This window comes from Streptomyces sp. NPDC058671 (assembly GCF_042716475.1).
GTDB lineage: Bacteria > Actinomycetota > Actinomycetes > Streptomycetales > Streptomycetaceae > Streptomyces.
The window spans coordinates 26,256-47,089 of sequence record NZ_JBHXSA010000029.1 but is presented as its reverse complement, the minus strand read 5'-3'; the positions used below and the strand labels follow the sequence as shown (position 1 = coordinate 47,089).

At 66.7% G+C, this 20,834-nt stretch carries 12 protein-coding genes and 1 pseudogene; 7 read left to right on the top strand and 6 right to left on the bottom strand.

Annotated features, from left to right (window positions below; all coding sequences use genetic code 11):
* Window positions 1–84: 84 nt before the first annotated feature.
* From ACFWV2_RS28885 to ACFWV2_RS28865, 5 genes are all read right to left on the bottom strand, one after another.
* Entirely contained in the window at window positions 85–4,218 is a 4,134-nt protein-coding gene (locus ACFWV2_RS28885) for a beta-galactosidase (protein ID WP_384409314.1), read from the bottom strand.
* A 448-nt stretch (window positions 4,219–4,666) separates the two neighbouring features.
* Window positions 4,667–5,521, bottom strand: a complete 855-nt coding sequence (locus tag ACFWV2_RS28880; protein ID WP_384409312.1) for a carbohydrate ABC transporter permease — start codon at window positions 5,519–5,521, stop codon at window positions 4,667–4,669.
* On the bottom strand, window positions 5,518–6,501 hold the full coding sequence (locus ACFWV2_RS28875; RefSeq protein WP_384409310.1) for a carbohydrate ABC transporter permease: 984 nt from the start codon (window positions 6,499–6,501) through the stop codon (window positions 5,518–5,520). The genes ACFWV2_RS28880 and ACFWV2_RS28875 overlap by 4 nt, the downstream gene beginning before the upstream one ends.
* A gap of 1 nt (window position 6,502) precedes the next feature.
* Window positions 6,503–7,807, bottom strand: coding sequence for an ABC transporter substrate-binding protein (locus ACFWV2_RS28870; protein WP_384409308.1), 1,305 nt, complete (start codon window positions 7,805–7,807; stop codon window positions 6,503–6,505).
* Window positions 7,804–9,000 (bottom strand): aminotransferase class V-fold PLP-dependent enzyme, encoded by a 1,197-nt coding sequence (locus tag ACFWV2_RS28865; protein WP_384409306.1) that lies wholly within the window; start codon window positions 8,998–9,000, stop codon window positions 7,804–7,806. The genes ACFWV2_RS28870 and ACFWV2_RS28865 overlap by 4 nt, the downstream gene beginning before the upstream one ends.
* A gap of 221 nt (window positions 9,001–9,221) precedes the next feature.
* Here ACFWV2_RS28865 and ACFWV2_RS28860 point away from each other — a divergent pair, with 221 nt between their 5' ends.
* Complete coding sequence (locus tag ACFWV2_RS28860) at window positions 9,222–9,923, top strand: FadR/GntR family transcriptional regulator (protein ID WP_384409304.1); 702 nt, start codon at window positions 9,222–9,224, stop codon at window positions 9,921–9,923.
* A gap of 78 nt (window positions 9,924–10,001) precedes the next feature.
* On the opposite strand, the gene ACFWV2_RS28855 is transcribed toward ACFWV2_RS28860, so the two are convergent.
* Window positions 10,002–11,861, bottom strand: a complete 1,860-nt coding sequence (locus ACFWV2_RS28855) for an NPCBM/NEW2 domain-containing protein (RefSeq protein ID WP_384409302.1) — start codon at window positions 11,859–11,861, stop codon at window positions 10,002–10,004.
* A 641-nt stretch (window positions 11,862–12,502) separates the two neighbouring features.
* On the opposite strand from ACFWV2_RS28855, the gene ACFWV2_RS28850 reads away from it, so the two are divergent.
* The 6 genes and pseudogenes from ACFWV2_RS28850 to ACFWV2_RS28825 all read left to right on the top strand — a co-directional run bounded on the left by ACFWV2_RS28850 (window position 12,503) and on the right by ACFWV2_RS28825 (window position 20,686).
* The gene (locus ACFWV2_RS28850; protein ID WP_384409300.1) at window positions 12,503–12,835 is read left to right on the top strand and encodes a hypothetical protein; all 333 of its coding nucleotides are present in this window, start codon (window positions 12,503–12,505) and stop codon (window positions 12,833–12,835) included.
* A gap of 381 nt (window positions 12,836–13,216) precedes the next feature.
* The gene (locus tag ACFWV2_RS28845; protein ID WP_384409298.1) at window positions 13,217–14,257 is read left to right on the top strand and encodes a substrate-binding domain-containing protein; all 1,041 of its coding nucleotides are present in this window, start codon (window positions 13,217–13,219) and stop codon (window positions 14,255–14,257) included.
* A gap of 102 nt (window positions 14,258–14,359) precedes the next feature.
* Window positions 14,360–15,946 (top strand): sugar ABC transporter ATP-binding protein, encoded by a 1,587-nt coding sequence (locus ACFWV2_RS28840; protein ID WP_384409296.1) that lies wholly within the window; start codon window positions 14,360–14,362, stop codon window positions 15,944–15,946.
* A complete protein-coding gene (locus ACFWV2_RS28835; protein ID WP_384409294.1) occupies window positions 15,943–16,971 on the top strand; it encodes an ABC transporter permease in 1,029 nt (342 codons plus the stop codon). Before ACFWV2_RS28840 ends, ACFWV2_RS28835 begins: the two co-directional genes overlap by 4 nt.
* An 828-nt stretch (window positions 16,972–17,799) precedes the next feature.
* Window positions 17,800–19,569: an alpha-galactosidase gene (locus ACFWV2_RS28830; RefSeq protein WP_384409292.1), complete on the top strand. Its 1,770-nt coding sequence runs from the start codon at window positions 17,800–17,802 to the stop codon at window positions 19,567–19,569.
* Between the two features lie 351 nt (window positions 19,570–19,920).
* Window positions 19,921–20,686, top strand: a pseudogene (locus tag ACFWV2_RS28825) (IS5 family transposase).
* The last annotated feature ends 148 nt before the right edge of the window (window positions 20,687–20,834 follow it).

Sequence of the window (20,834 nt, the reverse complement as noted above, 5' to 3'; positions counted from 1 at the left end):
GAAGCCCACTTCCTGATCGATGGGTTCAGCATGGCGGAGCCGCCCGGGAAAGGTTCCCTTCCCGGGCGGTCTGTGCTCCGGGTGTCAGGCGCAGTGCACCGTGGCGTCGGCCCAGTCCGCGTGGTCTGCGCTGTTGCTGCCGTCGGCGTTCTCGACGACAAGTTCGAGCAGGTCCGCGCCGGTGGTGTCGGCGTCGATGGTGGCCGCTCCGCCGCTTCCGAGGAGCGTCACCGTCTCGGCCTTCTTGAAGCCGTCGGCGTAGACCTTGAACTTCACCGAGCCGTTGTTGCCGACCTCGTCGTCGACGCCGACGGTCGCGGTGAAGCGGGTGCACCGGCCCCCGAGGTAGACCAGCACGCTTCCGTGGGCATGAGCGCCCAGTCCGGTGGTGTAGGTCATGCCCGCGATTTTGAGGGGCCTGCCGTCACCAGCGGGCTTGCCGCCGTTGCTGCTGTTGCGTTCGAGCGGTCCGTAGCCGTTCTCCTCTTTGAGGAACGCGAGGGTGCTGACGTCGGTGTCCGACGTGGGGCCCTGTAGGACGATCGAGGGGTTCCGGACGATCCTGGAGTCGATGATCTGCTGGTCGGCCTGCTGCTGACGGTAGGTGGCGGTGGTGGAGATCGTGGCGAACGGCGGGAGTGTGCCGCCGGGTGCGGTGACGTTCCAGGTGGCAGTGAGCGAGGCACCCGCGGCGAGGTTCGCCGCGGCGGCGGCGCTGGTGGGCTGCGCGGTCCAGCCGGTCGGCAGGTTCAGGCCGAGGCTGATCCCGGATGCGGCCTGCTGCCCGGTCGGCACGGAGAAGGCGGCCGAGACGGGGAAGGTGCTGGAGGCCTTAGCGGTGTCGGGGGTGTTCAGGGTCAGGGCGGCGTTGCGGGCCGGGGGCATGGCGTAGGTGGCGGCGTTGTGACCGGGGCCGGTGACCGGGGCGGGGTTCAGACTGGAGGCGGTGGTGCCGAGATTCTCCAGGGTCACGGTGCCCAGTCCGCCGGTGGTCTTGTCCTCGTTCCACAGGGCGATGGCGATGGTGTTGTCGCCGTGGGGGTCGAGGATGCCGTTGGGGAGCGGGAAGACTTTCTGCGGTCCCTTGTGGTTGATGTAGTTGCCGAGGAGCCAGCCGTTGACGTAGATCAGGGCCCGGTACTTACGGCTCGGATCGTCAGCGATCTTCAGGCCGATGGAGGTGTCCTGGCCGGCGGGCAGGGCGAGTGTGGCCTGGGTGCGGTACCAGGAAACGCCGGGGGTGGTGTCGCGGGTGGCGAGGCCGGTGGTGCTCCAGCCGCTGTCCGGGAAGCCGGGCAGGGTCCAGCCGGCCCGCTCGCCGTAGAGGCCGCCGGTGTTCATCGGGCCGCGGGCGACGTCGACGAGGTCTTGTCCGCCCCGGGCACCCTGGATGCGCCAGGTGATGGTGCTCGGTGAGCCGCTGATGACGGCTCCGGTCAGTCCGCGCGCTTCCTTGTTGTTGTCGTTCATGCCCGGGTTCTGGTTGTGGCCGTTGTTGGACACCAGCACGGACACCACGTTGTCACCGGTCGGCTTCAGGGCGCCGGCGGGGAAGGCGAACGTGCGGAATTTGCTGTCGCTGCTGCCCAGGAAGGTGCCGTTGAGCCAGACCGAGTACACGCCGCCGCTGCCGGGCTGCGCGAAGAGGGTGATCCCGTCGGTGCCGGCGCCGGCCTTGAAGCGGCCGCGGTACCAGGTGTCGCCGTAGTGGTAGCCGTAGTCGTCGGTGAACAGCACCGGCAGGGTGACGGGCTTGGTGATGCTGTGGGAGGTGGTCTTGTCGGCCACCTCCCAGGAGGAGTCGTCGAAACCGGGCTGCGCCTCGGGTGATTCCGCGGTGTGCTTCCACTGGGAGAGCGCGGGCAGGGTGACCGGGGCCGGGCCCGGCAGGTTGCCGACCGCGGAGCCGCCGAGGCCGGGCTGGACGGCCAGCGGCGCGCCGTTGAAGGTGATCGGGGCCGACCCGTTCGCGAAGACCTCGATGGGCTGGGCCCTGGCGCTGTCGCCGGTCAGGTCGAGGCGCCCGGACTGCGGGGTGGCGGTGCGCAGCAGGTCGCTGCCGTACGCGAGGACCGGACCGTTCGACGCCTGGACCTGCCAGAACTTCTTGGCGTTCTGGTCGTCGCCCAGGAGCAGCAGGAGGGGCTGGGGGCCGCCGGTGATCAGGACGCGGGCGAGGCCGTTGTGGGTGTAGTTGAGGCGCAGGTCGCCGGTGGCGGGGTCCCAGGTGTGCTCGACATTCCCGGCGAGGACCTGGACGGTGGGCCGCTGGGGGTAGTTGAGTACGGTCTCGCCGGCTTGGCCGTTGTGGCCGTGGAGGACGGCGATGTCGCGGCCGCCGATCTCGGCGTGCGTCATGATCTCCGAGGTGGAGTACTGGAGCTGGGCGCCGCCGAGCCGGTAGTCGGCGACGAGGGTCCTGGAGTCACGGCCGGCGAGGGTGATCGCGGTGTCGGCCTTCTGCGGGACGGCGGTGTAGACCCGGCCGTTGGTGACGTCGACGGCGTCGACGGAGACGAAGGTGCCGATCGCGGCGGGGTTCTTCGCTCCGGTGACCACGATCTTCAGTTCGTGCTCACCGGCCTGGAGGCCGTCCCTGCTGAAGAGGACCTTGTCCTTGACCTCCGGCGTGCCGTAGCCGTCGATCGAGGCGACCTTGGCGCCGTCGAGGTAGACGTCGGCGATGCCGTGGTTGGCCGCCAGGGAGCCGATCCAGCGCACGGAGGTGCCGGTGAAGGGCACGGTTATGCTGTCGCCGGTCGTGTGGGAGAAGGACTCGGTACGCAGGTACTCGCCTTGCGTGTACGGGACCTCGGCGCCGACGTGCTTCCAGGCGCCCGTGTACTGGATCCGGTCGTCGGTGTCGTCGTGGGTGTAGCCGACGTGGTTGCCGCTGACGTTCAGCGACATGCGGGTGGACGCGGTGGCGGCGGAGGTGGAGTCGGTGTGGCGCAGGATGTGGAACTGGGTGGCGGTGTCGGGGTTGACGCGGGCGGTGCCGGTGATCGCCGGGTTGGTCAGCTTGGTCGCGGGCGCGGCGTCGGTCTTGTTGATGGGGCTGACGCTCTGCAGGAAGTAGCCGATCAGCTTGTTCTGCTGGTAGCGGTCGGTGAGCTGGCGGGGCTCGGTGATGGCCGCGCCGTAGTCGTACGAGGTGTAGGTGCCCGAGACGGCCTGGCGGCCCCAGTTGGTGCCGCCGTACAGCATGTAGAGGCTCTGCAGGGTGGCGCCGGCGGCGATGTTGTTCTTGTAGAACACCGAGGCGAAGTCGGCGCCCATCTTCTGGCGGCACTGGTCGCCGTCCGCCCCGCCCCAGTAGTTGATCGAGCCGCCCTGGAACTCGGGGATGTACAGCGGCTTGCCCGGTCGGCGGTAGCCGGCCATGTCGCTCTGGACCGGCTTCCAGGCCGGGTCCATGCAGTTGAAGCCAAGGGGGTACTTGTCGACGCCGTCGATGTCGAGGGCTCCGGGCCCCTCGTTGTACGACTTGAAGTTCGTCGGGTCGGCGTTGAAGTGGATGTGGTTTCCCGTGAGAGGCACGGTGATGCCGTCGGCACGGGCCTTGTCGCGGATGTGTGCCACGTAGGAGCGATCGGCCTCCGTGTACTGGTAGAACTCGTTCTCGACCTGGTAGGCGATGACCGATCCGGTGCCGTTCTCCAGCTGGTGGCGGGCGATGATCGGGTTGATGTGGTCGAACCACTGGTCGATGGCAGCCAGGTGGTCGGGGTCGGTGGTCTTCTCCCGTCCCGGTTCGACGTTCAGCCAGGCGGGGTAGCCGCCGCCGTCGACCTCGGCCTGGATGTAGGGGCCGGGCCGGGCGATGACGTAGATGCCGACCTCCTGCGCGATGTCGAGCAGCTTGTCGACGTCGCGCACTCCGGTGAAGTCGTAGACGCCCTTTTTGGGCGAGTGGTATGCCCAGTCGAAGTAGAGGGAGACGGCGTTGAACCCGCCGGCCTTCATCTTCTGCAGGACGTCACGCCACAGGTCGGGGCTGGGGAGGCGGAAGTAGTGGAACTCACCCGCCCAGACGTAGGTGCGCTTGCCGTCGATCTTGAGCGAGTAACCGTCGTAGTCGACATCTTGGGCGGAGGCGGGGCTCGTCGGGATGACGGCCGGAGCGGCCTGGGCGGGCATGGTGCCCGCGAGGCCGCCGAGGGCCATGGCTACGCTGACCAGCAGGGCAGGTATGACCCTGGGACCGGTTCTGGGCATCGGGTTCTCCATGTGTCAGGGGGTGCCGGCCCAATGGGGCCGGGGCTGCTCCGCTGGGACACGACTGTGCCCGGGGTGCGGAGTCCCGGAGGGCATGGTGGGTGAAGCGACGGAGGGTGCGGTTCGTCTCGCTGGCTTTCTGCGCGGGGCCGATTAAGCGGGGTCACCGGGGTGGGGCTGACCCTTTTCAGGGCGCCGACAGAGCAACATAAACCGCCATCCCCGCTCACTATCGAACGGATTGGGCATAGGAAACATCCTGTGCGTGATTCCGTCAAGACGGTGCGTCAAAAAACCACTGAAAGAAAATAGGTGCTGCGCGCCGGGCTGTTCGCGGGCAGGCCAAAGTTCCGCTGATCCGGGATCAGCGGAACTCCAATATGGTTGATTTGTTGATTTTCGCGCGATCTATTTGATCAGCTTGTCGTCCGGTGTTCCGTGGGCGGGTTCATTCCTTGACCGCACCCGCAGTAAGGCCTCGGACGATGTGTCTGCCAGCAAAGGCGAAGAGCGCCATTGTAGGCAGGATCGTCAGGACGGCGGCCGCGGACATAAGACTCCAGTCGATGTCGAAGCTGGAGATAAATCCGCTCAACGCTGTGGGCACCGTCTTGTTCTCGTCGCTGTTCATCAGGGTGACGGAAAGGAAGAGTTCGTTCCAGCAGGTGACGAAGTTGAAGATGAAAGCCGCCGTTATCCCAGGTCTCATCACCGGCAGCAGAACGCGGAACAATGCTCCAGTCCTGGAGCAGCCGTCGATCATTGCCGCTTCCTCGAGGCTGTCCGGTACGTTCTCGAAGAAGCCGCGGAGCATGACCGTGCTGAACGGGACGCACACGGCGATGTAGACCAGCATGAGGCCGAAGCGGTTGTCGACGAGACGCAGGTCGGTCATCAGGACATAGAGGGGCCCAAGGGCGATGAAGGCGGGGATCATCTGGGTCACCAGGGCCGCCATGAGCAGGGCGCCTCTGCCTCTGAACCGGAATCGGGCCAGTACGTATGCCGACAGTGTCGCAACGGCGGTGGCTACGGCGCCCGCGACGGTCGCGACCAGAAGGCTGTTGCCGAGATAGATGCCGAACCGCGACCTGTCGAACAGTTCGGTGTAACTGTCCAGCGAGAAGTGGCGCGGCCAGTAGTCCAGCGGGAAGGTGAGCACCTCGCCCGGGCGCTTGAATGAGGTGATGGTGATCCAGTACAGCGGGAAGATGGTGACGAGGAGCCAGAGGGTGAGGAAGACGGCTTTGAAAGCCCTGCTCAGCGGGGACTCGTAGCCGAGCGGGGACTCGTGCCCGGTCATGTCTTGGCCTCCTTGCCGCGGGTAGCGGTCAGGAAGAAGACGGAGAACACCATGAGCGCCGCGAAGACGAGCAGGGCGAGGGCGGATGCTCTGCCGTAGTCGCCTTGCTGAGTGATGGCGATCATCCAGCTCGACACGATGTGGGTTTCGTTGTTCGGACCGCCGCCTGTCGTTCCGAAGATGATGTCCGGAAAGTTGAAGATCCAGATCACCCGCAGGAGCACGGTCAGCACCAGCGCCGTGCGGATGTAGGGGATGGTGATGTGGAACAGGGTGCGTGTCCTGCCGGCGCCGTCGAGCGCCGCAGCCTCGTAGATCTCTTCGGGGATCGACTGCAGGGCGGCGAGGAGCATGATGGCGAAGAATGTGACGCCGTACCAGACGTTGGCGATGATCACGGCCACCATGGCGGTCTTCGGGTCAGCGAGCCACGGTACCGGTTCGTCAATGACGTGAGCTTTCATCAGCAGGTCGTTGATGACGCCGAACTCGCTGTTGAACATCCAGCGGAACAGGATGCCGATCAGGAAGCCGGAGATGGCCCAGGGGAAGAAAACTAGGGCCTGGTAGAGGCCACGGAATCGGAATTTGCTGCGCATGTACAGCGCCAGGAGGAAGCCGATCACGAGCTGCGGCAGGAGCGAGGCGATCACCCACAGGGCCGTGTTGGCAAGGATGGTCCCCCAGACAGGGTCGCTGAACAGCGCGGCAAAGTTGTCGAAGCCTACGAAGGAGGTATCCGTCAGGTCGTTGAGGTTCCAGCGCCGGAATGCCATGTGCGTGCCGGCCAGGACCGGATAGTAGGTGAAGGCCGCGACGAAGATCACCGCCGGCGCCAGATACAGAGTGATCAGCGTTCCGTGCCGAGCCGTGAACTCGCGCTTGCGCCGTCTCCCGCCTGCGGGCTGTGCGAGGGTCGTGCCGCTCTTGTCTCTGGGAAGTTGCCGATCGTCGTCCGGAGAAGTCTGGCGCCTGCGCATGTCAGCTCTGCTCGCTCTTCCATTTGGCGGTCCAGTACGCGTCCCAGTCAGCGAGCAACAGCTTCGGCGTCGTCTTGCCGAGGAGCAGTTTCTGGACGTCGGCGTCGCCCTTCTGCGTCCACTCGGTGAACCAGGGAACGTCGCGGGGCTGCGCCACGGTGAGGTACGTGCGCGGGTTCTTGTTCATCGTCACGTAGCTCGCCCAGGGGCCGGTCTTGTAGAAGGGGTCGTCTGCCGCCTGCTTCAGGATCGGGATGAGACTGTTCTTCCGCGTGAAGGTGGCCGAGGCCTCTCCTTCCGAAAGGAACTTGACCAGCGCCACGGCCTCCGCCTTGTGCTTGCTTCCTTCGGCGACCCCCCATCCTGCCGTGGCGAGGGGCTGCACCGCTTTCCCGGTCGGGCCGGTGAGGAGCGGGGCGGTCGTCCACTGCTTCGGCGTGATCGAACTGGACTCCCGAAGGGTCGCGATCACTTCCGGGTCCTGGAGCAGGAAGGCCGTGGAGCCGTTGGAGAAGCCTTCGACCATTTCGGGATATCCCCAGGCCACAGAGGACGGCGGTGAGCCCTCCTTGAAGAGCCGGAGGTAAGTCGCGAGGGCGTCTTCGGCCTCGGGAGCGGAGAAGATCGTGCTGCCGTCGGACAGTTTGTATCCGTTGGCCGGGTCGATGCGGTCGGCGACGTACGCCTCGATGATCGCCGCGGCGTTGCTGACGGCACCGGCGCCGCCGCGGAAGGCGTAACCGTAACGGCGTTTGCCGGTGTCCTGGATAGCACTTGCCTGCTCGCGCAGTTCCTCCCACGTCCTTGGCGGCTGGTCGTAGCCGGCCTCGGCAATGAGATCGGTGCGGTAGAAGAGGCTCAGCCCGTAGAAGCCGTACGGTACGAAGTAGGTTTTGCCGCGGGAGTCGGTGGCGGCCTCGGTTGCGGCCGCGGTGAGGTTCCCCCGGCCGGGCCAGCTCTTCAGGTCACCGCTCATGTCGTACAGCCAGCCGTTGTTCGACCACGACCCGACCGTGATGTCCCGGACCTCCAGCGTGTCGACGCTGCTGCCGGACTGCAGCATCTGCTGGATCTTCTGGTCCGCCTGTGCCGTCGGGGGCGACACCAGGTTGACCTTGATCTTGGGGTTCTTCCTCTCGAAGTCCTCAAGGAGGTCCTTCAGCACCTCGGTGCGTGCCGGGTTGGTCAGGCTCTCGACCATCTGCAGGGTGACAGTTCCGTCGGCCTGACCACCGCCTCCGGAGCAGGCGGTGGCCGCCGTGGTGAGTGCGAGAGCCAGGGCGGTTGCCGTGATCTTGTATTTCATGACCGGTCTCCATGGGATGCGGCACGGGCCCACGCCTTCAGGACGGGGACGCAGCGTTCGGCGAAGTAATCGAAGTCGGCTGCCGTGTTGTAGACGTGGGTGGAAAGTCGCAGGTAGCCCTGCCCGTCGAAGCTGGTGAACGCCGCCGCCACGTTCAGCTCGCGTGCCACCCGGTCGCGCAGGGCATCGGCTTCGGCGTGTGTGGCGGCCAGTGGGGCGGGCACCCGCACGAGCCGCAGAGCGCTGACCGGCATGCCGACATCCGTGCGGCAGTCCTCGCCTGTCGCCTCCGACATCGCGGTGGCGACGGTCTGCTCGGCGTAGTCGGCCAGCTGCCGCATGTAGGTGCGGGCCGTCGTCCATCCCCACGTGTCCTCGATGAAGTCGAGAGCGGCCGGCGCCGCCAGGTAGCTGGTGGCGTCGCACGTCCCTTGCGAGTCGAAGCGTTCGGGGAAGGGAAGCTTCGCCCCCCAGGAGTCGATGAGGGGGAACAGCTCATCGCGCAGCCGGGAGCCGGCCACCAGTACTGCCGCGCCGCGGGGCGCGCAGGCGAACTTGTGCAGGTTGCCGAGCCAGAAGTCGCAGTCGACGCCCTTGACCGGTTCTTCGGCCAGGCCGGGCACGTGAGCCCCGTCCACCAGGACCGGGATGCCTCGTCGGCGGCCCTCTGCGGCGATCCGCTCCACCGGCATCCACCGGGCGGTCGCAGAGGTTATGTGGTCGATGACGATGAGACCGGTGGCCTCGTTCACTTCCGAGATCACGGCTTCGTAGGCACTGTCGGCGTCGGCGTCGAGTGGTACGTGGGCCGTGCGCAGCGAGCCCCGCCAGCGGTGGGCGAGGCGCTCGGCCCCCATGGTCACCGCGCCGTACCCGTGATCCGTGACCAGCACCTCACCGCCGGCGCGGACGGGCAGGCTGGTGTAGACCACGCTGGCGCCACCGCTGGCGTTCGGGACGAACGCGAGATCAGTACTGCACACCCGCAGGAACCTGGCCACTTCCTCTCGCGCGGCCGCGATCTTCTCGGGCAGCGCGGGGAACCACTCCCCGGGGGACGCCTCCATCTGACGACGGAGGATGCTCTGCTGCGCCTGGGCCCTGAGAGGAACCGCACCGTACGAGCCGTGGTTCAGGTGCGTGATCTTCGAGGACAGCGACCAGGCCGCCGCGGCCGGCCGGCCATCGGCCATCGCCAACGGGATCGGCGCAGGCACGTGATTCGACGGGCTCACCGGACTCCTCACTTGCCTCGACATCAGATGTGTACCGGAAGACATGTGATGCTATCTGGACAGTGTGGGACAAGATTACTCAGGTCGACAACAATTCAGTCACACTCATCAGATGAATCATGAATGCGTATGATGAATGACGGAGCACGTCAGGAATGCGCCGGTTGGAGGAGACAGAGATGTCCGCAGTCGACAGGGCGTTCCACGGCCTGCGCCACATGATTTCCAGCGGCCGCCTAGGGCCCGGCGATCGCTTCCCCCCCGAGGGCGATCTGTGCGACGAGCTGGAGGTGTCGCGCGGCTCTCTTCGCGAAGCGGTGCGCATGCTGGGGGCTCTGGGCGCGGTCGAGGTGCGGCACGGCTCCGGCACCTACGTCTCGCAGCTGCGGCCGGAAGACCTCCTGGGGCGTCTGTCCCTGACCGTGGAACTCGTCCCCCTCGACGGGCTGCTCGAGCTGTTCGAGATCCGGCGCGTGCTGGAGGCGCATGTGATGGCCCGGGCCGCAGCGCGGATCACGCCCGAGGAACTCCAGGTTCTCTACGGCTTCATCGAGAAGATCGAAGCGTCTGATGATCCGGTGGAGTTCGCCGACGCGGACCACGGTTTCCACGCCGAGATCGCCCGGATCGGGGGCAGCCGTTCCATGGAAGCCCTCCTTACTGTCTTCCGTTCCCGGTCGCGCTACTACCGGGTCTTCGCCCTTCCCGAAGGCCCGGAGTTCAAGCGGGGCGGAGATGAGGACCACCGGGCCATCATCGCCGCTCTGGCCGACCGTGACCCGACCGCCGCTGCCGCCGCTGCGGCCGCCCACATCGCTCGCAGCGAGCGCTGGCTCCGCACCACCCGGCCCCCTGTCGTCGATGACGACGCCCGGGATTAGCGCAGACACGAGCCGGCTGCCTCCGGGCGTGATCATCGCCCGATCCCGTCCGGAGGCACCGACGTCACCGACCTGCGGTCAACACGTCAGCCTGGCGTCGGCCCAGTCGGCGTGGTCGTGAGCCACGCCGTCGCCACCATCGGTGACGACCAGGCGCACACTGTGCGCTCCTGTGACGTCAGCGGTGACCGGCTGCGCGGGCATCGAGTTGTCCACTACGCCCGTAGCGGCGATTTTCCGGTCGTCCGCCCAGACCTCGTAGGCGACGGTGCCCCTCGTCCCCGACTCGTCGTCGAGACCGACCGACGCCCGCAGCGTGGAGCACTTCCCTCCCAGGTAGAGGTGCACGACGCTCGGGGCGTGGACGCCCAGCCCCTTGGTGTAGGTCTGGCCGCCGATCGTCAGTGTCTTGCCGTCACGTGCGCCGGAACCGCCCACGCTGCGATCCCTCTCGACCGGTCCCCAGCCGTTGCTGCTGCTCACCCAAGGCATGTCGCTGACGTAGCTGACGCCGGGCTGCGGCGGTACGACGACGCTGACCCGCACGGGATGTTCGCGCCTGGTCTTTCCCGCCTGGGAGTCGTAGGCGGCGGACAGCACGAGGTCGTAGTCACCGGGCCGGGTGCCGCCGGGCGCCTTCACCTTCCAGCCGGTGGTGAAGGTGATGCCGGAGGACAGCTTGCCGGTCCTGGTCGGTGTCGTCGGGCGGATGTCCCACCCTTCCGGACCCGAAAGCCGCACCGAGACCGCCCGCGCCTTCTCACGGCCGTGGTTGGTCAGCTTGGCACTCACTTCGGCCGGCCGGTCGGTTCGCGCGAACCAGTCACCGGTGGGAGCGAGCTCCACCGCGGGCGGATAGGACTCCCACCGGCGCTCCGGCGAGACGCGGAGCAGCACGGTGCCGTGCGCGGGCACGGTCGCGGCGATGGTGCCGGCGGAGCTGGCGTCGCTGTGTGCCCACAGGTCGCGCACGCGGTAGTCGCGCGCCCGCGGGAGTCCGGCGTCCGTCGCGCTGGTCTCGATGCGCTGGGGCCGGTCCGACTCGTTGAACAGCGCGATGGCGCGGCTTCCGTCCGACAGTTCCTTGACAACGACCCACCGGCCAGCCTCGGAGCTGATGACCTCGCCCTGCCTGCCGAGCGGGTCCTGATCGACGGCGATGACCTCTCGGTTGGAGAGGATCTCGAAGGTCGCGTCGTCCGCCTTACGCAGATCGGTGCCGATGAGCAGAGGGGCCGCCATGATCGACCACATGGAGAACTGGGTGCGGTACTCCGTGTCCGTCATCCCGCCGTTGCCGACCTCGAGCATGTCGGGATCGTTCCAGTTCCCCGGCCCGGCGTAGGCGTGGAGCGGCAGGTTCTTCTTCATGATCGACAGCGTGGATCCCCAGCTGTCATTGATGTCGCCGGTCGTGCGCCACAGGTGGCCGACGTCGGCGGCCCACTCCCAGGGCCTATTCTCTCCCCACTCGCAGATGCTGAAGACGATCGGGCGGCCGGTCGCCTTCAGGGCGTCGCGCATGGTGGTGTAGCGCTTCTTCGCGTCGACGCCCTGGTGGTTGCAGTTGTCGTACTTGAGGTAGTCGACGCCCCAGTCCGCGAACTGCCGGGCGTCGCTGTACTCGTGGTTCAGCCCGCCGGGGAAGCCGACTCTGTCGCACGTCTTCGTGCCGGCGCTGGTGTAGATGCCGAACTTCAGGCCCTTGGCGTGGACGTAGTCGGCGACCGCCTTGATCCCGTTCGGGAAGCGGACCGGATCCGGGACGAGTTTGCCGGCCGCGTCGCGCTTCGACAGGGCCCAGCAGTCGTCGAGGTTGACGTACTCGTACCCCGCGTCCTTGAGCCCCTTCGTGACGAAGAGGTCGGCGACGCCCTTGATCATGGCTTCGTTGAACTCCGGCCGACAGTGAGTGGAGTTCCAGTTGTTGAAACCCATCGGGGGCGTCAGGGCGAGGCCGTCGTCCGGGGCGGCCAGCCGTAAAGGGCTCGCCGGGGCCGGTTCCGTGGCCCCGGCCGGGGCTACCTGGACCGCCCCGACGAGGGCCGCGCAGGCCACGCCGAGCACAAGGCCGTGAAGGCGGAGAGATGGAAGTGCACGCACGGATGTTCCTCCGTTCGTGAGGTTGGGGGATGCGCTTGAGCGCGGCGCCGACAGTACGGCCCCTCCCAGTGCGTGCGCTACACCGCAGACCAAAATCAAACAGATATCTGCGTGCCTTTACGATCGAATCTGTGGGTTTCGAGGCGTCCTGCAAGTCGCTGACCTGCGACAACCACCTCCTTGGCCCGCCTGGACTGCTTGCAGAGATGTATGACGTCTACTGAAGGCGAGGAAGAGTCGTCAGATAACTAGACAGAAACTCTTGCCTGTGAGCCAGCCGAGGCGCAGAATCGGACCAAGTCATCCGAAGTGTTGACTAGACGTCTGACCTCCAGAGAGATCACTGAAGCCGAGGCCAACGGCTCGCAGTGCCCTCCCTGGTCGCGCGCAACGTCGGGCGAGGGCTCCGAGGCGCAGGCGCGGCATACAGGTCGGCGGCACAACGGCTGCCGGGGGTCCTGCATCGAGGAGTCGCCATGTCGAACAAGCTGACCCAGCTCGCCGAACCCACTCACTTCGCGCCGGAGACCCAGGCCTGCCAGCCTCCCTCCTTCTCCCGTCCCGCGGAGGGCGGAGCGCTGCGTCAATTCGCCGTGGAGTACGTGGCGAAGTACGAGGTGACATGGGCATTCACCACTCCGGACGGCCGGGCGGGGTTCCAGACGTTCGTGGTTTCGGCCGCATCGCAGGCGGAGGCGCTCGTCGAGGCACTTCGTGAGGCACGGACGGAGCGCGCAGCAAGGCATCGGCGGTGGGCCAGGATCCAGTTGCATGGCGCAGAGGTCGCCCACCTGGAAGCCCTTCTCTAGTGAACGGCGACCGAGACGGCAGCAGCGCTCCGCTGCACCGGTGACCCCATAGCTGCACGCTGCGGCTGCTGGGAGTCCGAACAGAAGCGCATTCCCGCTGCTGGCGGCCACATCTGGGCGCCGCGTCCTAGGCGCGCCGCATACACGATGTGTCGCCGGCGTGCCATCGCACGCCTGCCGGGGGGGGCAAGCACTGTCTCGCACCCCAACTACCGCACAGCGGACGGACGTCACGGAAGTATCTCGAAGCAGGATGATTCGCTGTAAAGCCTTGACGAACACCCAAGCCGAGCATTTACGTATGCGTCACACGTTTGAAACTGATCGGTTCTGGGCGATCACGTTGATTTAGCCCCGGACCAGCACAGCACAGGAGCCCCCATGCACCTCTCGCGAATCCAGCTGGCTGCCACCGTCGGACTGTGCGTCACACTGGGGCTCACAGCCTGCTCCACCGGCCGCGAACCCACTGCCTCTCCAGCATCTGCCGCACCGGTCTCCGGGAAGCTCTCCCTGACCTATCTGCAGAAGCAGGGTGACCAGGAGTACTTCATCGGCGAAGCCGAAGGCGCCAAGGCGAAGGCCGCCGAACTGGGTGTCGACCTCAAGGTCGTCAACCTCGGAAACGACGCCAACAAGGCCGTCAGCGAGGTCCAGGCAGCGATAGCCCAGAAGTCGAACGGCCTGATCATCGTTGTGCCCGACCCGGCGGTGGGGCCGCAGGTCGTGCAGGCGGCCAAGGACGCGGGTGTTCCCCTGCTGACGTCCGACGACCAGATCTGCGCGACCGGCCCGTCCCCCACGGAGTGCGCCGAAGAGGACCTTGTCCCCCGCATCGGTTTCAGCGGCGCCCAGATGGGCGGCGAGGTCGGCAAGCGCGCCGCCGAGGAATACGTCAAGGCCGGCTGGAAGCCCGCCGACACCCGGATCATCTCCGCCTGGAAGCAGGACGTGACGGTCTGCACCGACAGGGTCAAGGCCGCCGACAGCGCGTTCTCCAAGGCGGCCGGGGCGAAGATCCAGAAGATCGACGTCGCCACCGACAACACGCCGACCGGGGCCCAGGACAGGGTCGCGGCCACCATCACCGCGAACCCCGGGGTGAAGAACTGGATCGTCTGGGGCTGCAACGACGAGAACGTCCAGGGTGGCGTCACCGCCCTGGAGAACGCCGGCGTCAAGGCCGACAACATCATCGGCGTCGGCCTGGGTGCCTACCTTGCCTGCAAGAACTGGAGCTCCGGCAAGCCGTCCGGCATGAAGGCCGCGCTGTTCATCAATGGCAAGAACGTCGGCGCCCTGGCCGTGGAAACCATGTACGACAAGCTCAAGTACCGCAAGACGTTCCCGTTCGAGGCTTTCGCTCCCACCACCATGGTCGACGCCACCAACTGGAAGAGCGCCGGCGTCACCTGCGGCTGACCCCAAGTCACCTTCGGGCCTTCAGTAGCCCATGCCGCCTCCGGCCGGGATCCCGGCCGGAGGCGCCTCACCACCCCCCGCTCAACCCTCGAGGTCACCATCATGAGCAGAGCGCACGGCTCGCAGGACGGTACGTCCGGCACCGCTCGCCTCCCAGCAGCGCCCCCTTCCAGCATTTCCGTACAGTCAGTCACCAAGCGCTTCGGCGCTGTCCACGCTCTCAACGGCGTCACCCTTGACTTCCCCAGCGGCCAGGTCACGGCGCTGATGGGCGAGAACGGCGCGGGCAAGTCCACTCTCCTGAAAATCCTCACCGGCGACCACCAGCCGACCGCGGGGCACGTGGAAAGGGACGGCACCCGCCTGGACCTGCGGTCCCCCGCCGACGCGCGCGCCGCAGGCATCAGGATCATCCCGCAGGAACCCGAGATCATCCCGCACGTGTCCGTCGCCGAGAACGTATACGCGGGTTCTCTCCCCCGGCTGGCCGGCCGGCGTCTGGACCGCCGTGAGCTGAACCGCCGTATCACCGGCGACCTCCGGCGCTTCGGCTTCGCCGACGTCCTCGACCCGTCCCTGCTCGGCTCGCAGCTGACCCCCGCCCAGCGGCAACTCGTCGAGATCCTGCGCGCCCTGACGGGCGAGGCCAAGGTCATCGCCTTCGACGAGCCCACCTCCTCCCTGTCGGAGCACGAGGTCGACGCGCTCTTCGCTCTCATCCGCAACCTGCGCGACCAGGGCATCGCCATCATCTACGTCTCCCACCGCATGAAGGAAATCTTCCAACTCGCCGACCGCATCGCCGTGCTGCGCGACGGCGCACTCGCAGGCGTCCAGGACGCTGCCCACACCAGCGACGGCGAACTCGTACGCCTCATGGTGGGGCGCGACCTGACCGCGATGTTCTCCCGCACCCGCGTCGCCACCGACCGCCTCGTCCTCGACGTACAAGACGTCACCACTGACGACGTCCGCGACATCAACCTGCAGATCCACGCCGGTGAGGTCGTAGGCCTCGCCGGACTCATCGGAGCCGGCAGGTCCGAACTGGCCCTCGCTCTCGCGGGCGACCTGCCTATCCATCGCGGCACCGTCACCCTCGACGGCCAGCTTCTGCGCTCCGGCCGCCCCGGCGAAGCCATCAAGGCCGGACTCGGCCTCGCCCCCGAGGAACGCAAGGCACAGGCACTCTTCCTGCACCGCTCGATCCGGGACAACACTTCCACCGTCGTCCTGGAACGGCTCCGACGATTCCGCTTCGTGCGCCGCGGAGCCGAGCGCGCCTTGGCCCAGGAGTACACCGACCGCCTCCGGGTACGGACGCCGTCGATCGAGCACGAGGTCCGAAAACTCTCCGGTGGCAATCAGCAGAAGGTCGTTCTCGCGCGCTGGCTCGCCCGCAAGCCGAAGGTCCTCATACTCGACGAGCCCACCCGGGGCATCGACGTGGGTGCCAAGGCCGAGATCTACCAGATTATCGCCGACCTCGCAGAGGAAGGTGTCGCCGTCCTGGTGATCTCCTCCGAACTCCCCGAAGTCCTCGGTCTCGCCGACCGCGTCGTCGTCATGCAGAACGGCCGCATTACCGGGGAACTGGACCGCCACGAAGCGTCCGAGGAAACCATCCTCGCGCTCGCCATGGCCGACGACCTCAGCACCACCACACCCCCCGCTGGAGCATCCGCATGAGCACCACCACCACACCTCCCGCCACCGCCGAGAACGGCGTGGCGAAAGGACCCACCACCTCCGTCCTCGCGGCGCTCGGCGGGCAGAACCTCAGCCTCATCGGTGCGCTCGTCCTGGTCCTCGGGCTGTTCGGCTTCCTCAACGAGAACTACCTCAGCCTTTCGAACATCCAGGTCATCGCCGAAGCGGCCACCATCACCGGCCTCCTGGCCATCGTCCAGACCGTCGTCATCATCTGCGGCGGCCTCGACATCTCCGTCGGCTCCCAGGTAGGCGTCGCCTCCGTGGTCAGCGCCATGGTCTTCACCAGCACCGGCTCCAGCGCGGTCCTCGGCATGCTCGCCGCCGTCGGCGTCGGCATCCTGGTGGGCGTCCTCAACGGCCTCGTCATCGTCTACGGCCGCGTCAACCCGACCATCGCCACCCTCGCCGGACTCGCCGCCTACAAGGGCCTCGCCCAACTCCTGTCCGACGGCCGCGCCCAGGGCTACGTCCTCAACAACGACTTCTTCGTCTTCCTCGGACGCGGCAAGATTGCCGGGATCCCCGTCATGGTCTGGATCCTCATCGTCGTCGCCATCACCGTCCACGTGATGCTCAAGTACACGGACATCGGCCGCAACCTGTACGCAATCGGCGGCAACGACACCGCCGCCCGCCTCGCCGGCATCAACATCAACAAGTACCTCGTCGCCGTCTACGCCCTCATCGGCGTCGTCGCCGCCATCGCCGGCATCCTGCTCACCGCCCGCACCGGCTCCGGCCAACCGGTCTCCGGCAGCGAGGGCCTGGAACTCAAGGCCATCACCGCCGCCGCGCTCGGCGGCTGCGCCCTCAAGGGCGGCAAGGGCGGCGTCGGCGGCACCCTCCTCGCCGTCGCCCTCCTCGGCGCCCTGGAGAACGGCCTGACGGTCGAGGGCATCAACACCTTCTGGCAGAACGTCGCCCAGGGCGCCCTGCTCGTCGCCGCCGTCGTCATCCAGCAGCGCCGCAACGGCGAACGAGCCGTCGGACTTCCCCACTGAGTACCTTTCTCCACTCCGGCAACCGCGTGGCCGCAGGCGGCAACCCGGACCGGCGGATCCTCTGCCCACCCCGACCGGCGGTCAGTCGCTGAGGGTCGACCGACCCGCCGAAACGCTGCCGGGCCATCATCCCCCTGGCCCGGCAGCACCCTCTCACTCAGCCCCGGCACCCCCGAGCCGCACAGTTGTTTTACCGGCAGTTGGTGGAGGGGAGTCGCATCTGACGGACAATGCCCTCTCCATCCCGAGCCGGCACTGCTTTACAGGCAATCGTGAATTCGCGGAAGGCAGGTGCGCCCTGTGTTGGGGAAACTGCAGGAGGAGATGAAGGGCAAGTAGCGCTAAATCCTGCTGCCCCTATTCTGGAGGTACCCGTACCATGATCCATGGTTACGGGTGCCTCCACCTGCCTTTTTCTGCCACCCGTCGAGGTCCTTTGACCTCCGGAGCAACTCCCATGATTTCCTGGCGGCTGTATGAACCGCCCAGATCTGACCGCTCCGGCCCCGTCCGACAGATGGGGCCGTTTTCATCTCCTCCTCCGCTCGGGAAAAGCCACGGAATGATCCACTCCAAAAAGAGCGGACCGTGACCGAATCGGTCTCGCTGTATCCCTTGACGGGGGCGGTTAACGCGGATTTCATGTGTTGCACCTCGACTGGAAATGTTTGTTCCTGGGGTTTCGGCATCGCCAAGCCGAGCCGCATTACGACGACGCCGAACCTGGCACCCCCGCCCGTCGACCTTCCAGAGCACTAGAGGCGGCATACCGCCCCACATCCGGTCTGCCGATCACAGCTGTCCCCCGCCCACTCTTCAGGAGCTCCGATGAGCAGCTATATCCCCTCTGGCTTCGCCAGAAGCCGCGTCAGCCTCCCGACCCTCACCGCCGTAGCCGCGCTGGTCTGTTCCATGGCCGGCGTCCAGATCGGCGCCGCCCCCCAGGCGAGGGCCGCCACCCTGGCCGACGAAGTGGCCACCCCCCCGATGGGCTGGAACACCTGGAACTCCTTCCACTGCAACATCAGTGAGCAGCTCATCAAGGCGAGCGCCGACCGCATCGTCTCCTCGGGGATGAAGGCCGCCGGCTACGAGTACGTCGTCGTCGACGACTGCTGGATGGCCAACCAGCGCGACGCGAACGGCAAGCTGCAGGCGGATCCCAACCGGTTCGGCAGCGGGATGAAGGCCCTCGGCGACTACCTGCACGCCAGGGGACTGAAGTTCGGCATCTACCAGTCCCCGACCGACAAGACCTGTGAACAGCGCCTCCACAACCGCCCCGGCACCGGAAGCGAGGGGTTCGAGAGGAAGGACGCCGAGACGTTCGCCGAATGGGGCGTCGACTACCTCAAGTACGACTGGTGCTCCAAGGCCGGCACGCTGGAGATCCAGAAGCAGCGGTTCTCTCTCATGCGCGACGAACTCGCCCGCGCCACCGCCGCCACCGCGGCCGCCAGCGGTCAGTCTGAGCGACCGATCGTCTACAGCATCAACGCCAACTCCTGGTTCGATGAGAACACCGGGTCGACCTTCGACTGGTCCTCCATCGCCAACCTGTGGCGAACTACCGAGGACATCAAGAACGCCTGGCTGAAGACGGAAGACACGCGCTATGGCGAGGGCGTGCTCGACATCACCCGCTTCAGCGGCCCCCTCGGCGCCCAGGCAGGTCCGGGCCACTGGAACGACCCCGACATGCTCGAAGTCGGGGTTACGAAGGACGGCCAGAGCCTGACCCCGGACGAGTCGCGCAGTCACATGTCCCTGTGGGCTCAGATGGCCGCCCCTCTCATGGCCGGCCACAAGCTCGACGAGATGACGCCCGAGACTCTGAGCATCCTCACCAACCAGGACGTGCTCGCCGTCGACCAGGACACCCTCGGCAGCGCCGCCCGGATTGTCACCGACTCCGACGCCCAGCTGCTGACTGTCCGCGAACTCGCTGGTGGTGACTGGTCGGTGTCCCTCACCAACACCAGTGACACCTCGGCCACCGTGACAACAAGCGTCTCCGAGCTCGGCATCGCCGGAGCGCCCTTCTACGCCTTCAAGAACCTGTGGACCGGAGCGACCGGCACCACTTCCGGCACGCTCTCCGCGACACTGGCGCCACACGCCACCGCCCTGCTCCGCCTCACGCCGAGCGGTCCGATCGCCTCCACCCAGGCCGCACCGTCCAACGGTACTTTCGAGATCGCCTCCGCAAGCGCCCCAGCGCAGACGATCGACAACAGCGGCTCCAACGTCACCGGCAAGCAGATGATCACCTGGGAGCGCAAGCGCAACGACAACCAGCGGTGGACCCTCACCGCCAACCCCGACGGCACCTTCGCAGTCAAGAGCGCAATCACCGGCCTGTGCCTCGACATCAAGAACAACAGCTCAGCGACCGGTGCGGCGGTCATCCAGTGGACCTGCGGTACCAACAAGTCCAACCAGAAGTTCTCCCTTACCCCCGCTGGCGGCAACCGCTACAACCTTGTCGCCCAGAACAGCGGCCTTGCCGTCACGCCTTCCGGCACCGGTAGCAACTCCCTCCTGACCCAGCAGCCCGTCTCTTCCGCCAAGGCCTGGACGTTCATCCGGCTCGGCTGACCTTCACTCTCCGCCGCTGCTCCCCACCGAGCAGCGGCGGACCCATGCAATCTCGTACGCGACGTTCCACGAGCCGCCAACCACGACGCCCGCGAGAAGAGCACCCGCTCTCAGCCGCCGGATCCGCGACCTTCTCGACACTGGGTGCCGACGATCTCAGGCAGCCGAACGGGATTGTGAATCGCTTGGTGTATCTCCCGATCACGGAAAATGCATCGATGATCAGTGAGCCGTTTTCATCCTGTCTCTATGGGGTGAAATGGCAGGTCAGCAGGGGTGCGCAACGAGACGAGGCTCCTGGTCGTTGCGGTGGTGCTCTCTACGCACCACGCATCGTCCGAGGAGCCTCGCTTGGTCCCGTACTCGTGCCACGGTCGACGTCCCGCATGAGCTGGTTGAGCATGTTTCCTGGCTCATCTACGCACGAAGGTGTGAACGCCGTTCGCGGTGGCGGAAGCTGGGGTGCTTCCAGCAGGCCCTGCTCGTGCTGGTGCACCTGCGCAAGAACGAGACGCTGCCCGCCCTGGCAGCCGGCTTCGGCATCTCGACGGCCACTGCCTGGCGCTACGTCGACGAGACCCTCGACGTCCTCGCGGCCTGGGCGCCGGGTCTGCACGAGGCCCTGACCGGCCTGGGCGAGGGCGACTTCGTGATCGTTGACGGCACTTTGATCCCCACCGACCGGATCGCGGCCGACGAGCCGTACTACTCGATGAAGCACAGCAAGCACGGGATGAACGTGCAGGTCATTGCCTGTCCCGACGGCACACCGCTGTGGTTCTCCCGCGCAACGCCGGGCCGGACCCACGATCTGACCGCTGCACGAGCCCACGGCATCGTCCAGGCCTGCCTCACCCGGCAGATCCTCGTTCTGGCGGACCGCGCCTACCAGGGCGCCGGCGCCGCCGTCCGCACCCCGTACTACCACCACCGCGAACAGCCCGAGCACTATCAGCAGTTCAACCGCGACCACGCACGGCTGAGAGCTCCCGGTGAACGCGCCTTCGCACAGCTGAAGTCCTGGCGAATCCTCCGACGAGCCAGATGCTCCACCCGCCGCATCAGCACCATCGTCCAAGCCGTCCACACACTACTGACCTGCATCTATGCAGGATGAAGACGGCTCAGTTGGCGGCTGACGGTCGCATGTGTAGTAGAGCTTGTTGGTCAGCGACCGCGGCCCAGGGAAGCGGCGGCGCCCAGCAGCAGAGCCGCGTTCTTCGAGCCCTCCACCCGGACTGTCCCGGCGAGCGGGCGGCCCGGGC